Here is a 16,709-nt window from a genome sequence, read left to right as displayed (position 1 = left end):
CAATTATGAATTATTATGAAAGGCAAAAATATGGTTATAAAAAGGCATTTTAAAAAATTAATAACAACAACATTAGTTGGAATTACTGTACTTACACCTATAAATAAATTATCTTATGCCCAATCCAAAAACTTAATATTTAATAACATAAATATAGAACAAGGTATAAGTCAATCTACTATAGAGGCTATATTCCAAGATAGTGAAGGGTATATATGGCTAGGGACAAATGATGGTTTAAATAGGTATAATGGATATGAATTTAAAATTTACAACTATGAAGAATATCAAAATAGTATAAGTCATAATGGAATAACAGATATAACTGAAGACAAATACGGTAACATTTGGGTAAATACAGTTAGTGGAGTAAATAAGATAAATAAAAAGACAGAAAAAATATCAAACTACACAGAACTTAACGGAAAAATAAAAGAGGATAGTACTACAGAAATTATAGTAACAAAAGATAACAATATTTTAGTAGGTACATATGAAGGATTAAACATATACAATGCTAAAGAAGATAGATTTGATGTTATATTAGAAGAGAAAGATGGAATCTTAAGTAGTTGTATATATTCAATAGATGAAGATATTAACGGGAATATATGGATAGGTACGGAATTAGGTTTAAATAAGCTATCTAAAGATTTTAAAGTTTTAGAAACATATACAAGTGAAAGTGAAATCTACAATATATTTTGTGATGATGAAAATGGATTTGTATGGGCAGGGTCTGATAGTTCAGGTTTATTAAAAATAGATACAAAAACTAAAGAAGTAAAACAATACATAAATAATATAGAAGATTTAAATTCTCTTCCTGCAAATCAAGTTGGAGCGATAATAAGAGATAGCAAAGGAAATTTATGGGTAGGTACTACAAATGGACTTGCTAGATACAATGAAAAAAATGACAGTTTTGATGTTTATAAAAATAAAGTTTATGATAAAAATAGCTTAGTATATAACGATGTAAGGTCTATTATAGAAGATAGAGAAGGCGTTTTATGGGTTGGTACATATTCTGGAATAAGTATATTTGATACAGAAAGTAGTATAAAATACTACAATGCAGGTTTAGATGATGGATACTTATTAAGTGAAAATATGGTTCACGGAATCTATGAAGATGATGAAGGATATTTATGGGTTGGTAGTAGAACTAAAGGTGTCAATATAATTGATAGAGAAAATAACACATCTAAATCTATTAGCATGGAAAATAACAATGTAATACAAAGTAATAGTATAAATGACATTACAGGGTATAAAGATTTTATATTTGTAGCTACAGATGCTGGAGTATTAAAAATTAATAAAAAAGAAAATACAATACAAAACTATAATCTAGAAGATGGATTAATAGGAGAAAATGTTAAAGATATTTTTGTATGTGATAAAAATTATCTATGGATAGGAAGTACAAATGGTTTAAATTTACTTGATATAGAAAATGATAAAATCATAGATATGACTGATTATGTAGATGAAGGTTCATATGTTAGATATGTATATCAAGGACAAGATGGAAGTTACTATATAGGATTTTTAAGAGATGGTGGACTTGGAATTATAGAACCTAACTCTAAAGAAACTAAATACTATAAAAATATACCTAATGATAAAACTAGTATAAGTAGTAATCGTATAAGATATATAAATGAAGACTCAAAAGGAAACATATGGATCGGTACAAGTTACGGTTTAAATAAATACGATCCTAAAACAAAAGTGTTTAAAAGGTATACAACAAGTGATGGTATAGCTAATAATACTATATATGGAGTATTAGTAGATGATAATGATAATATTTGGGTAAGTACCAATAAAGGTATTAGCCAAATAGATACTAAAAATAACACTGTAAATAACCTAAGTGTTACAGATGGACTTCAAGGGAATGAGTTTAATGGAAATGCAGCATTTAAAAGTAAAAGTGGAGAATTATTCTTTGGTGGGATAAATGGATTAAATGCATTTTATCCAGAGGATGTAAATAGTATTAATAATAAATCAAAAGTAATATTTGATGGATTTAAAGTTAACGATAAAGATTACTTAGATATAAATGGATTAAAGTTTGACAACAATACAGAAAATATTAAAATCAAGTTCTTTACTCCGGTATATTCAAGTAATAAAAATATAAGTTATGAATATGAGTTAATAGGATCAAATTCATCTAAAGCAACAACTAAAGAAAATTATGTTATATATAATGACTTATTGCCAGGAAAATATACTTTTAAAGTTAGAGCAGTAGACAGTAGAGGAGATATAAGTGATAGTAAAACAATAGAGTTTTCTATTAAATATCCATTTTGGATGAGCCCAATTGCTTGCTTTATATATTTAGTTATTGCTATATTATTTATAATAAATAATAAGTATAAGTTAAAATACCTAGATAGATTAGTAAAGTCAAGAACTAAAGAGCTTGAAGAACAAATGATAAAAAATGAAGAGTTATATAATAATAAAAAAATCGAAGAAAATAAGAATAAATACTTAGTTAATTTATCTCATGAGCTTAGAACTCCTCTAAATGTAATAAGTAGTACTAATCAATTATTACTAGAATTATCTAAAAAGGATGCTATTAAGGCAGATAAATTAGCTTACTATATAGATATTTCTGAAAGAAATTGTAATCGATTATTAAACCTTGTTAATAATATATTAGATAACACTAAGTTACAAAGCAGAATGTATACATTAAATTTAAAAGAAGTAGACATAATATACTTAGTTGAAGAAACATCTTTAACTTTAATTGACTATATAAAATCTAAATCTATAGAACTTATAATAGATCCTGAGGTTGAAGAAAAGGTTATATTATGTGATGATTATGAAATAGAAAGATGTATAGTAAATCTAGTAAGTAATGCAGCTAAGTTTACACCAGAAGGTGGAAATATAACTATAACTATAAAGGATTTAGATGATAAAGTTATGATTAGTGTATTAGATACTGGAGTTGGAATTGAAGAAAAATATCATAAAACGATATTTGATAGATTTAATCAAGTAGATAATGATGAATCAAAAAGTGGAAGTGGATTAGGTCTTAGTATAACTAGCAAAATAGTAGAGCTACATAAAGGTGAAATATACGTAGAAAGTAAGGTAGGAGAAGGTAGTAATTTTGTTATAATATTACCTGTAGATCCAAATAAAGAATAAAAATAATTATAAAAATAACCTAGTTTTAACCTAGGTTATTTTTTATATTAATATAATATAAACTATATATACTAATGTTTAAATATAAGTATATTTGGTATAATATGTAATATAAAACAAACAAAGGAGTAAAATATGTTAGACGCAGGAGTAAAAGCACCAGAATTTAAATTACAAGATAAAGATGGAAATTTAGTAAGTTTATCAGATTTTAAAAATAAAAAAATAGTATTATATTTTTATCCAAGAGATAATACACCAGGATGTACTAAACAAGCATGTTCATTTAGAGATAATTACGAAGAATTTAAATCTAAAGATGTAGTAGTTATAGGAATAAGCAAGGATAGTATAAAATCTCATACAAACTTTGCCAAAAAGCATGACTTACCATTTATATTATTATCAGATCCAGAGCTTGAAGCTATAAAAGCTTATGATGTATGGCAAGAAAAAAAGCTATATGGAAAGGTAAGTATGGGAGTAGTTAGAACTACTTATATAATAGATGAAAATGGAATGATAGAAAAAGTATATGATAAAGTTAAAACTGATAAAAATGTAGGTGAAGTATTAGAGTACTTAGGATAGTATAAAGAGAATCAGATATTTTGATTCTCTTTTTTATGCCTAGATACTATAAAATTTAGTATAATTATATAAATGGATTATATATTAAATTTAATTAAATTAAAAATCGAAATTAAATATTATGTGATTTAAATAATATGGTAAATACTATACAGTATTGATATAAGTTAAGCTACAAGGTCTAGCAAATTAAAAATAAATGGGTAGGAGAAATTTTAAATGATAAAAGCTATAAATTTATCTACATATCAATATGATATGGACAGATACAATAATAACTATAAAAATGTAAACAAATTCTTAGAAGATAATAATATAAATGCAATAGAGTTATTTGGTTTACAATTATACAACGAAGAATTAATACCAAAGGATAAAATAATAGGAGCACATTTAATGCATTATCCTGTATGGTTAGATTTTTGGAATGGAGATGAAGAGGGGTTATTTGAGGAATTTAGTAGTAAAGAAGATATAATAAACTACTATGGAAAACTTGATAAAAAAGTAATAATAGATAAATATAGAGAAGAAATAAAATTAGCAGAAAAATTAAATGCTGAATATGCAGTATTTCATGTATCAAATGTAAGAACAAAAGACTGTTTTAACTATGAGTTTACATATACAGATAAAGAAGTAGTAGATGCAACTATTGAGATAGTAAATGAAATATTTAAAGGTTTAGATACTAATATAACGATACTATTTGAAAACTTATGGTGGCCAGGTCTAAAAATGACAGATCCAGAGTTAGTGAGATACTTTATTGAAAATATAGAATATGAGAATAAAGGTATTATGTTAGATACAGGACATTTGCTTAATACAAACTTAGATATAAATAATGAAGAAGAGGGAATAGACTATTTAATAGAAACTATAAATAATCTAGGTGATATGAAAGATTATATAAAAGGAATACATCTAAGTAAGTCACTTTCTGGAAAATATGTTAAAGAACAAATAGAAAAGTATAAAAAATTAGATGCTGATTATAGTGAAGCAAATAATGAGATAATTTATCATATACTAAATATAGATGAGCATAAACCGTTTACAAATAATAAAATAAAGAATTTAATAGAAATGATAAATCCAAAATTTTTAGTTTATGAATTTATAACTACATCACTAGAGGAGCTTAGTGATTTTATAAAAATACAAGATAAAGTTTTAGGTTTATAAAAAATTAAATACTTATGATTTTATATAATCCCCCCTTATGTAGCGTTTCGCTACCTAAGGGGGGATTTATAGAATGATTATTTAAATTAAAAGCAATTATAAGGAATCATCAAAATATATCGTTATGCATATATTAATAATGTCAAGTTCATACACTTTTATTGTAATAGGTATTATAAACTATAACTAGTTTTATGGTACCTATTATTTATGAGCATATAGTTGCGAGTACAGCTAAAAACTTAGAAAAAGAAAAGAGAATTTACTTTAAAGAAATAATATGTTACTTATTAATAAATAGAAGTAAGGGAGGGGTTATACTTGATGATTGAATTAATGATTATATCTAGTTTAGTATTACTAATTTCAATAACATCAAGTAAAGTGTTATACAAATTTGGAGTTCCAATACTACTTATTTTTATTGCATTAGGAATGCTATTTGGATCTGATGGTATTGTAGGGATATATTTTTCAGATTATGAATTAACCAAAGAGATAAGTTCAATCGCATTAGTTATTATAATGTTTTATGGTGGATTTGGAACTAATTGGTCAATGGCAAAGCCATCAGCCCTTCCATCTATACTTATGTCAACCTTAGGAGTAATAATAACTGCAACTCTTACCGGATTTTTTTCACATATTGTACTAAAAATCACATTATTAGAAGGATTACTTATAGGTGCAGTAGTAGCATCTACAGATGCAGCATCAGTATTTGCAATACTACGTTCACAGAAACTAAATTTAAAAGGTTCACTTGCACCGCTACTTGAAGTTGAAAGTGGGAGTAATGACCCAGTTGCTTATATGGCTACATTATCAATATTACTACTTATGGACAATAACGGACTATCTACTTTATTTCCTATGGTAATAAAACAAGTTGTATTTGGATTGTTAGTTGGAATATTACTAGCAAAGTGCACTATATTTTTTATAAAAAATTTAAAGTTTGAAATAAAAGGATTTTATCCAATATTTATATTAGCGATTGCAATATTATCATATTCGTTAAGTGAATATTTAGGTGGTAATGGATACTTAAGTGTTTATATGTCTGGGATAATTCTTGGAAATAGCAACCAACTACCTTATAAAAAAATCCTGTTTCAATTCTTTGATTGTATTTCTTGGATTATGCAAATAGTTTTATTCTTTATGTTGGGTCTGTTATCATTTCCATCAAAGTTCATTAACATAATAAGTATATCAGTATCTATTTCCATATTTATGATTCTTGTTGCAAGACCAGTAGCTACATTTATAACATTGCATCCGTTTAAATACTCAATAAAAGAAAAGTTATTCATTTCTTGGGTTGGGTTAAGAGGAGCTGCATCTATAGTTTTTGCTATATATGCAACGACTTATGGTGTTAATATGACCTATGATATTTTTCATATTGTTTTTTTCGTAGCACTATTTTCAGTATCAATTCAAGGAACATTACTTCCTAAATTTGCTAAAAAACTTGATTTAGTTGATAATAATACTTTAGTATTAAAAACATTTAATGACTATGCAAGTGATATAGACAGACAATTAATAGAAGTAAATATTACTTCTGATAGTAAGTTGGTAAATAAAAGTATTGCAGATGCAGATATATCAGAGGATATTCTAATACTTATGATAAAGCGAAGAGGAAAAACTATAGTACCTAAAGGTGTTACAATTATAGAAGATGGAGATGTATTAGTTATTACAGGAGATAATTTAGATCATATTTCGTTTTAAAATGCTTCGCCCACATATCAACTCAAGCGAATTTTTTATGAAAGTATTGTAATACCTTGCATATAATTTACTAATGTAAATAATAAGAAGGGAGGATTATTATGAATATTAATAGTAACAATCGCCAAACTAGTTCAAGTACAGCTAGCACAAGTGCTAGTACTGGCGCTTCTAATAATACCTCTCAAAATGTAAATACAGGTTTAAACAGATTTAGTTATGCAGATTTTGTTTTACTATCATCAACAATATCATATGCAATAGCAGAAGAAGTAAGTGTAGAAGACTTAGAGATACTAATAACTTTTCTTGGAATGATATCTGGTGACCTAGCGCTATTACTTATAAAAAAGGGAAGATTAGCTAAAAGTCAAGCTGCTCAAAGTGCTAGTATAGATATTGGTACAGATGAAACATCTGAAGAGGTGGAGTCAACATTAATTAGAAAATCTAGACCTATAAGAAAAAAGAAAATCAAAAAGAAGATTAAAAAAGAAAGTAGAAGTAAAAAAATATATAGTGAAAAATAAAGTAAAAATGAGTATTATACATATAAAATTTAGTTAAAATACCTAATATATATATAATATATATTGACTTTAATATGTTAATAATATATCATAGTTTTGTCAGAAGATTGACGTAAAAATTTCATATACATGGAGGAATATTATAATGGGAGAGAGTTCATTTTTTCCACAATTCCTTATGATTACAGATATAAAAACTATTATTTTTATAGCTGTACTTATAGGAACATTCTTTATTGTTAAGCAGTTCGAAAAGAAGAAAGTTAAATTTTCTACAAGAACAATATATGCAACAATAATAGGACTTATATTAGGGGTTATCATACAATTAGTAGCAGGACTTCCAGAAGATCCAGCAGGGGTTACTTGGTTACAAGAAGTTACTAAATGGTATGGATTATTTGGTTCAGGATTTATGGATCTATTAAAGATGTTAGTTGTTCCAATGGTATTTGTATCAATATTAAGAGTTATCATAAACATGGGTGAAGGTGATGATTTAGGAAGATTAACATTTAAATCATTAGGAATGTTACTTATGACAACTGCACTTGCTGCAATAGTTGGTATAGTAGTAGGTAATGTTATGAAACTAGGGGTAGGAACGGATGTAGTAGCTACAGCCGATACAGAACTTAGAGAAATAACTCCTTTAGTTGATACTTTAAGAGGATTACTACCATCAAATCCTGTTGCATCTATGGCTGATGGAAATATAGTTGCTATAATAATATTTGCTACTTTCTTAGGACTTGCAGTAAAGAGACTAAGCAAAAAGTATTTAGATATTATAAAGCCATTTATAGATTTAGTAGAAGCATTCTATAAAATAATAGTCTCAGTTGCTATGACAGTAATTAAGTTTATGCCGTATGCAGTAGTTGCTTTACTAGCTAATACTATAACAGCTCGCGGATTAGCATCTATGATATCTGTTGTTCAGTTTGTAGTAGCATTATACATATCAGTTGCTATAATGTTTATCGTACATTTAGTAATAATAGCAATAAATGGATTAAATCCAATAACTTATATAAAAAATGCTGCAGAACCATTACTTCTTGCGTTTACATCTAGATCAAGTTTAGGTACATTACCTGTTACAATAGAGGCTTTAACTGATAAACAAGGTGTTGAAGAAGGTGTTGCAAGTTTCACTGCAAGTTTAGGCGCTAATATGGGTATGAATGGATGTGCTGGTATATACCCTGCATTAATGGCAGTAACAATAGCTAATATGGCTAACATTGAAATGAACGCGAGCTTCTACGCTATGCTTTTAGTTGTTATAACTATAAGTTCGTTAGGTATAGCAGGACTTCCAGGAACAGCTACAATGGCAGTTTCAGTAGTTTTATCAGGGGTAGGTATCGGATCATACTTCCCACTAGCTGGTGGAATACTTGCAATAGATCCAATACTTGATATGGGACGTACAATGTTAAATGTAAATGGTGCAACCACTACAGCTGTAACAGTTGGTAAGTCTCTTAAAAAGTTAGATAAAGAAGTATTTAATGGTGCTTCAGTTTCAGAAAATAAGTAAAATAAATAAATAAAAAAGCTATCTATATTTAGATAGCTTTTTTATTTATTTATTATTTTATTGCAAAGTTATTATTCTCTTTATCATATATATACATTACAAATTTATTACATATTTTATTAATTTATTAATATATATTTAAAAACAAGCTATTGAATAGATAAATTTGAAAATAATATGATTTTTAAGGAGGATATATGAAAATTAAGGAGAAACATAAAATAGTTGTATTTTTATCTTCTGTTTTAATAATGATAATATCATTGTTTTCATACCAGATACTAAAAAAAGAACAAATCAAAATAACGGTAAATGGTAAAGAAATAATAACATCATCATTTAAGAAAAATATAAAATCTCTATTAGATGAAAAAGGCATAGAATACGATGATTATGACAAGATAACACCTGATATAAATGATGAATTAAAAGACTATATGCAAATAAATATAGTAAAGATTGATATAAAAGAGCAAAAAGAATATGAGAAAGTACCGTTTGAGATAACTATAAATGAAGATGATAGCTTATCAAAAGGAGAAACTAAAGTAGATCAGGAAGGAAAAGATGGAGAAAAAGAAATTACATATGAACTAATTTATGAAGATGGGAAATTGGTTGAGAAAAATTTAGTATCAGAAAAAGTAATAAAGAATCCAACTGATAAAGTTATAAAAAAGGGAACAAAAGAAGAGATTACGGTAGCTTCAAGGGGAAGTAACTCTAGGCAAATGAGTGTTGTTGCAACAGCTTATGCAACGGGCACAATAACTTCAACAGGAACAAAACCTAAATGGGGAACAATAGCTGTTGATCCAAACGTAATACCCTATGGTACAAAAGTATATATTCCAAAATTTAATATGACATTTACTGCAGAAGACTGCGGTGGAGCTATAAAAGGGAATAAAATAGATATATTTATGGGAAGTAAGAAAGAGGCATATAGCTGGGGAAGGCAAACAATAGATATATACATATTAAATTAAAAGCAAATACAAATTATTGACTATATAAGTAATCTTTACTAAAATATTAAAACAGTATAAAATATACATAAATATATATTATCAAAATATAAGTAATTTAAGGGGGGCATTTTTATAATGAACTATATGGATAAGTATAAAGAATGGAGAAACAATCCATACTTTGACAAAGAAACTAAGGAAGAACTATTAAATTTAGAAGGTAATGAAAAGGAAATTGAAGATAGATTTTACAAGGATTTAGAGTTTGGTACAGCAGGGTTAAGAGGTGTTATAGCTGCTGGAACTAATAGAATTAATATATATACAGTAAGAAGAGCTACTTTTGGTCTTGCTAATTACATAATAAAGAACACTACTGAAGAAGAAAAAAGTAGAGGTGTTGTAATAGCTCACGATAATAGACATATGTCTAGAGAATTTTGTATAGAAGCAGCAAATACATTAGCGGCTTGTGGTATAAAAGCATATATATTTGACTCTTTAAGAACTACTCCTGAATTATCTTTTGCAGTTAGAAACTTAAATACTATAGCTGGTATAGTTATAACTGCTAGTCACAATCCACCAGAATATAATGGATACAAAGTATACTGGGAAGATGGAGCTCAAGTTATGCCACATATTGCAAATGCTATAACTGAAGAAATAAACAGTATACATGATTATAGCACAATACCTACATTAACAGAGGAAAATAAAAATTTAGTTGTGACATTAGATGAAAAAGCAGATACTGAATTTATTGAAGCTGTTAAAAAACAAGTTATAAGAAAAGATTTAATAGAAAAAGTAGGAAAAGAATTTAAAATAGTGTTTACTCCACTTTGCGGTACTGGTAATAAACCAATAAGACGTGCTTTATCAGAAGTTGGATTTGAAAATATAATAGTCGTTAAAGAAGAGGAAAATCCAGATCCTAACTTTGCAGGAATAGAATATCCTAATCCAGAAGAACAAAAAGCTCTAAGTAGAGGTATAGAATTAGCTAAAAGAAATGGTGCTGATTTAGTTATAGCAACTGACCCTGATTGTGATAGAGTTGGTGTAGCTGTTAAGACTACTACTGGAGATTATGCACTTTTAACTGGAAACCAAATAGGTGGACTTTTAACTGACTATATAATAGAAGGATTAAAAGAAAAAGGTGAGTTAAAAGAAAACTCTACACTTATAAAAACTATAGTTACTTCTGAGTTTGGTGCAGATATTGCTAAAGCTAATAATGTAGAAGTATTAAATGTTTTAACTGGATTTAAATTTATAGGAGAGAAGATTAAGTCATTTGAAGAAAATAATAATGAAAAGACTTATTTATTCGGATATGAAGAAAGTTATGGATACTTAGTTGGAACTCATGCTAGAGATAAAGATGGTGTAGTTGCTTCAGTTTTAATATCTGAAATGGCTGCTTACTACTATTCAAAAGGTATGAGCTTATATGAAGGTTTAATATCTTTATATGAAAAGTATGGATTCTTTAAAGAGAAAACTATATCAATAACATTAAAAGGTATAGAAGGTTTAGCTAAGATAAAAGATATCATAAGCTATTTTAGAGAAAATAAAGTAAGTTCTATGGGAGACTTTAAGGTGGTTGATATGAAAGACTATTCAAAGGGTATAGATAATCTTCCAAAAGCTGATGTATTAAAGTTCTTTTTAGAGGATGGATCTTGGGTTGCTATAAGACCGTCTGGAACTGAACCTAAACTTAAATTCTATATAGCTGTAAAAGGTATAAATGAAAATGAAGCTACTGATAAGATTGATAGTATAAATAAATATATAGATACTACTGTTAATAGTCTAATTATAGAAAATAAAGAAGCTACTAGTAAGCTTTACTGTTAATAGCTTAATATAATATATATAGTAAGAGTTCTATATAGTGTTGTTTTTCACTAAATAGAGCTCTTTTATTATATATAAGTTACAATTTTAAATAATTTAATTTTAAATATAAGTAATTAATATATAGAATTTAAAATACAATATAAAATAAATCAAAAAGTTTATAGGAGTAATTTATGAAAAAATTAAATGTAGATTATATTAGAGATATTTCTAGAAAATTTAATTATAATGAAATAAATTCTAAAGCTGCTGAAATGTCTTTTTATTTACTATTATCTATGTTTCCATTTTTAATATTTACTATAAGTATTATAGTTTATATACCAACGTTTCATTTAAATAAGTCTATTTTAACAATAAGAAATATCCTTCCAGAAAGTGTATTTACTATAATATTATCTATAATAAATTCAGCAATAGATAATAAAAGCTTAGGATTTTTAATATTAAGTTTTGTTTTTACTTTATGGACTTCATCAAGAGGAATCAGATCATTAATTCGATGGATGAATAAATCTTATAAAGTTAAAGAAACTAGATCTTTTCTTAAAGTATGTATAATTAGTTTTATTTTTACTATAAGTATTTTAGTTCTTATTTTCTCATCTATAATACTATTGATTTATGGAGAATTGATAGGATACTTTATATTTAATATTATAGGCCTTAATAGTATATTTATATATATATGGAATATTCTTAGATATATAGTAGGAATATCTACCCTTATAATTATATTAGTTAATTTATATAAATACACACCAAATAAGAAGATAAAAACAAAAGATGTAATACCTGGCTCTATAATAGCTACATTAGTGTGGTTATTTATATCATTTTTTTATTCATATTATACTAATAACTATTCAAATTATGAAGTTGTCTATGGAAGTATTGGCGGAATTATAGTTTTAATAACATGGCTTTATTTAAGTAGTTGGTCTATATTAATAGGATTAGAAGTAAATGTACGATTATACTTTAGAAAATTAAAAAAGGCAAAAAAGAGTATCTAAATATGATTAATACCATAATAGATACTCTTTTTATTTATATATTTTTTCTTGTAAATGTTATTACATCATCATACGATAGGTCATTATTATAGGTATAACCTTCAATATTAAATTTTAATAAATCATCAACAGAATCTATTTTATTTTTTATTATAAATCTACACATATATCCACGAGCTTTTTTAGCATAAAGTCCTTTTACCTTATATGTATTTGTCTTTAAATCATAATCTTTAAATACCACATCTATAAACTTAAAATCTTTTTTTATAAGTTTTAAGTCAATACATTTTAGATATTCTGATGAAGCTAAGTTTAATAGTACTTTATTTTCATGATTCTCTAATTCTTTAATTATGTAATCTGTTATTTTACTTTTCCAGAACTTATATAAATCTTTTCCGTTTTTATTTTCAAGTTTAGCTTTCATTTCAAGCCTATAAGGCTCTATTAAATCTAAAGGGGATAATATTCCATATAAACCAGATAAAATCCTTAGATGTTCATTTGCAAAGTTAAAATCATATTCATTAAAATCTGAAGTATTCATAGAATTAAATACTTCTCCATCAAAAGCAAGTATGCTTTGAAGCTTTTTATTATTAGAATTTAATAAGTTTTGGTATCTATCATAATTTAATTTAGACAAATCTTCACTCAAATTCATCAAATCGCTTATTTCTTTTATATTTAGTTCTTTTAGTATACTTATAAGATAATTTATGTCTTCTTTAAATACTGGGTCAAAAGAGTTTTCTAAATTAATATCTTTATCAAAATTCATAGTGGTTGCAGGAGATATTATAGTTATCAAATTATTCACCTCTTATTTTCTTTTCATATTTTATTAATTATATACCATAATATTAAAAATTTAAATCTATATATTAAACTACTTATTATGATATAATAATGTATACTATAATATTACAGGGGTGGGTAAATGGCTAAAGTAATTAGGAATGCAATATCTTCTGAGTATTTGAGGTACAAAATAGACGAAGATATAAGCATTTATGAAGGACGTTTCTGTATTTACTTAGATAGAAAATATAGATGTAGTGGTATAATCTATTACAAAATGACTCCTCCCATATCTATAAATTTTAAAGCACAGATACTATTCGTTGAAGACGAGGATGTTGATTTAGAATTAGATTATGACAATGCAATACTTGAGATTTATGGATATAAACCAATCTCAATAACTATAAATGCTAGAAATGATTTTAATATGGAAGGTTATATAAATGATAACCATATAAAATCGAAAAACTCTTTTGTAGATTATGTTGATTTTAATATAGTTAATTTAGATAAGTTTCCAGGTGATTTGATAAAGCATGTTGATAAATTATTTGCAGGTAGAATAGAGTTTGATATAAGTGATTTTCATATTACTATAGATAAAAGATATGATTATAGAAGAGAGCTTAATGATGAACTAAAATCTAAATCAGGTTTTTTAATAACTCATATAGGGCGCATTAAGCGAAAAGACAATCGACCTTTTAAAACTAATAATATTATAAATTTCTTAGATAGAATATCTACAGCCCTTAGTTTTATGTGTGGTAGGTATATAGGCATATGTCTTGCTAAGGGATATAAAAATAATAATAATACATATAGACTATGGATAGAAAATATAGTTACACCATTTAGATTTGTTCCAACTTGGACAGACACTATTTCAAATCATCATAACATAGAAAAGTATTTGTCACTTATGTGTAATAAATTAGAGGATGGTTATTATGGACCAGCTATAAAACATGTTATAGATTGGTATATAGAATCCCTTGGAGATATAACCTTAGAAAATAATATAATATCGATTCAAATTGCCTTAGAAGCTCTTTCATATATAATCCTTGTAGAAAAAGAAGGTTTATTAGATGATGAGCAATTTGATCAAAACAATGCCTCTAAAAATATTAAATTGGTTTTAAATGCTTGTAATATACCTCATGGAAGTGATGAACTTGAATTATTTGATGATTGGATAAGAGGAAAATTTGATGATGGAGTAGATCTTGTAATATATTTTAGAAATAAAATAGTTCATCCAGTTAGAAAAGACAATAGAGCTAATTTAACAGTGGAAGATATGTGGAATATAATCCAAATAGGTACAAAGTATATTGAGCTTATAGTTCTTTCTTTTATAGGATATAAAGGTGAGTATTCGAATAGACTTAAAGAAAGATGGTTTGGAGAAGTCGAAGTTGTACCTTGGAATAAATTAGATTAGATTATTTATTTGAGGGTATATAGATATATAATAGAAAGGATGATAAATATGATAAAATTTTATGGATATTCAAAATGATCTACCGTAAGAAAGGCCAAGGTTTGGCTTGAGGAAAATAATTTAGAATTTGAAAATATAGAAATAGTTAAAAATCCACCAAGTAAAGAAGAATTAAAAGAAATGTATGAAGTAAGTGGATATGAGCTTAAAAAGTTCTTTAACACTAGTGGAGTAAAATATAGAGAACTTGGTTTAAAAGATATCGTTAAAACCGAATCAGATGAAAAGCTTTTAGATATATTATCAAGCGACGGAATGCTTATAAAAAGACCTATAGCTTATGATGGTAAAAATGTAGTTATAGGATTTAAAGTAGATGAATGGAAAGAAAAGCTATTATAATTTAATTAATATAAAAAATAAAGAAGCTACCTCTTTAAGAGATAACTTCTTTATTTTTTTAAGTCAGGCCATTTGAAGAAATAGCATTTTACTTAAAAAAGTAAATTTAAAACAATAAAAACTTTATCTTACAAAATAAAAACTTTTTTTATCTAATTTTATCTAATTGCAAATTATAATTATTTATAAAAAATATTATTTTCAAGATATTAAATATTTACTAGTTAAGTTTGTAGTTTTGTTTTTTAATTTACATACATATATGTAAATACTTATTGTTATAAAACTTGCGGCTATAGATATAGATGCAGAAATAAGTATTGCCATTTTAGCTATATTTATAAGTGTTAGATTATGAACAAATGCTAGTTCTGATACAAATATAGACATGGTAAATCCGATACCAGCAATAAGCGATACAAAAAATATAGCCAGCCAACTTATATTTTTAGGTTTTTCTGTAAACTTAAGTAAATTTCCTAAATAGCAAAATAACATAATACCTAGAGGTTTACCTACACTAAGTCCCAATATTATGCCTATATAAAGAGGTTTAGCGCTACTTATATCAATATTATATGTAAGTTCTATACCAGTATTTGCAAAAGCAAATAACGGTATAATAAATAAACTATTTATAGGTACCAATAGACATTGTAATCTATCTAAGGTACTTTTTCTACATGTATAAGATTTTGATGGAATAGCAATAGCTAATATAATTCCACTTATAGTAGAATGTACTCCACTTAAATGTACAAAATACCATAAACATAACCCACTTATAAGGTAGTATATAATACTTTCAACTTTAAATAATTTATTGGCTATAATCAAAGTTATTAAAATTGCAAATGAAATTATCAAATATGTAAAATTTATATCTAAAGAATATAGGATGGCTATGAAAGCTATAGATATTAAATCATCAACAACAGCTAAAGACAATAAAAACACTTTAAGTGCAGGATTAAACTTATTAGAAAATAAAATAAATATACCTACTGCAAATGCAATATCTGTAGATATAGGAATACAAAATCCACTTAAAAATGGGCTATTCCTATTTATGAATATAAATATTAACGCAGGAACAATTACGCCTCCTATGGACGCAAAAACTGGAAAAGAAGCTTTTTTAAAAGATGATAGGTTACCATGTAATATTTCAGCTTTTATTTCTAAACCTGCAACTAAAAAGAATATAGACATTAAAAATTCATTTATAAACATATGTATCGAAAATTCATTTACTATGTATATGTCATTTAATATATAGTCGTACATATCTTTTAGTGAAGTATTATAAACAAATAAAGCAGATATAGTTGCAATCAGTAAAAATATACTGGTAAGAGCTTCAATCTTTATACTTTTTCTATAAGTACGCAATAATCTCAA

General features: G+C 26.1%; 12 protein-coding genes and 1 pseudogene. 11 read left to right on the top strand and 2 right to left on the bottom strand.

The window, feature by feature from the left end; translation table 11 throughout:
* Positions 1–15 precede the first annotated feature (15 nt).
* From CRIB_RS05635 to CRIB_RS05595, 9 genes are all read left to right on the top strand, one after another.
* Positions 16–3,192 (top strand): ligand-binding sensor domain-containing protein, encoded by a 3,177-nt coding sequence (locus CRIB_RS05635; protein ID WP_180703548.1) that lies wholly within the window; start codon positions 16–18, stop codon positions 3,190–3,192.
* A 135-nt stretch (positions 3,193–3,327) separates the two neighbouring features.
* Positions 3,328–3,783, top strand: a complete 456-nt coding sequence (bcp, locus tag CRIB_RS05630; RefSeq protein WP_180703547.1) for a thioredoxin-dependent thiol peroxidase — start codon at positions 3,328–3,330, stop codon at positions 3,781–3,783.
* Positions 3,784–4,002: 219 nt separating this feature from the next.
* Positions 4,003–4,971, top strand: coding sequence for a TIM barrel protein (locus tag CRIB_RS05625; protein WP_180703546.1), 969 nt, complete (start codon positions 4,003–4,005; stop codon positions 4,969–4,971).
* A gap of 324 nt (positions 4,972–5,295) precedes the next feature.
* Positions 5,296–6,714 (top strand): potassium/proton antiporter, encoded by a 1,419-nt coding sequence (locus CRIB_RS05620; protein WP_180703545.1) that lies wholly within the window; start codon positions 5,296–5,298, stop codon positions 6,712–6,714.
* A 101-nt stretch (positions 6,715–6,815) separates the two neighbouring features.
* Complete coding sequence (locus CRIB_RS05615) at positions 6,816–7,244, top strand: hypothetical protein (protein ID WP_180703544.1); 429 nt, start codon at positions 6,816–6,818, stop codon at positions 7,242–7,244.
* A gap of 145 nt (positions 7,245–7,389) precedes the next feature.
* A complete protein-coding gene (locus CRIB_RS05610) occupies positions 7,390–8,790 on the top strand; it encodes a cation:dicarboxylate symporter family transporter (protein WP_243633584.1) in 1,401 nt (466 codons plus the stop codon).
* A gap of 197 nt (positions 8,791–8,987) precedes the next feature.
* Positions 8,988–9,779 carry a 3D domain-containing protein gene (locus tag CRIB_RS05605; protein ID WP_180703543.1) on the top strand — a complete coding sequence of 264 codons (792 nt, stop codon included), beginning with the start codon at positions 8,988–8,990 and terminating at the stop codon, positions 9,777–9,779.
* Between the two features lie 117 nt (positions 9,780–9,896).
* Positions 9,897–11,633 carry a phospho-sugar mutase gene (locus CRIB_RS05600; RefSeq protein WP_180703542.1) on the top strand — a complete coding sequence of 579 codons (1,737 nt, stop codon included), beginning with the start codon at positions 9,897–9,899 and terminating at the stop codon, positions 11,631–11,633.
* Positions 11,634–11,809: 176 nt separating this feature from the next.
* A complete protein-coding gene (locus CRIB_RS05595) occupies positions 11,810–12,652 on the top strand; it encodes a YihY/virulence factor BrkB family protein (protein ID WP_180703541.1) in 843 nt (280 codons plus the stop codon).
* Positions 12,653–12,686: 34 nt separating this feature from the next.
* On the opposite strand, the gene yaaA is transcribed toward CRIB_RS05595, so the two are convergent.
* Positions 12,687–13,466: a peroxide stress protein YaaA gene (gene yaaA, locus CRIB_RS05590; RefSeq protein WP_180703540.1), complete on the bottom strand. Its 780-nt coding sequence runs from the start codon at positions 13,464–13,466 to the stop codon at positions 12,687–12,689.
* 129 nt (positions 13,467–13,595) lie between these two features.
* Between yaaA and CRIB_RS05585 the strand changes: the two genes are divergently transcribed.
* Together CRIB_RS05585 and CRIB_RS05580 are read left to right on the top strand one after the other, a co-directional pair.
* Positions 13,596–14,906: a hypothetical protein gene (locus CRIB_RS05585; protein WP_180703539.1), complete on the top strand. Its 1,311-nt coding sequence runs from the start codon at positions 13,596–13,598 to the stop codon at positions 14,904–14,906.
* Positions 14,907–14,996: 90 nt separating this feature from the next.
* A pseudogene (locus CRIB_RS05580) lies at positions 14,997–15,308 on the top strand (Spx/MgsR family RNA polymerase-binding regulatory protein); the annotation flags it as partial.
* Positions 15,309–15,509: 201 nt separating this feature from the next.
* Here the strand turns inward: CRIB_RS05580 and nhaA are convergent.
* Positions 15,510–16,709: a Na+/H+ antiporter NhaA gene (gene nhaA, locus CRIB_RS05575; protein WP_180703537.1), complete on the bottom strand. Its 1,200-nt coding sequence runs from the start codon at positions 16,707–16,709 to the stop codon at positions 15,510–15,512.

The sequence above is a fragment of the Romboutsia ilealis genome, assembly GCF_900015215.1.
Classification (GTDB): domain Bacteria; phylum Bacillota; class Clostridia; order Peptostreptococcales; family Peptostreptococcaceae; genus Romboutsia; species Romboutsia ilealis.
Note: the sequence above shows the minus strand (reverse complement) of the source record. Positions and strands in the feature narration are given on the sequence as shown.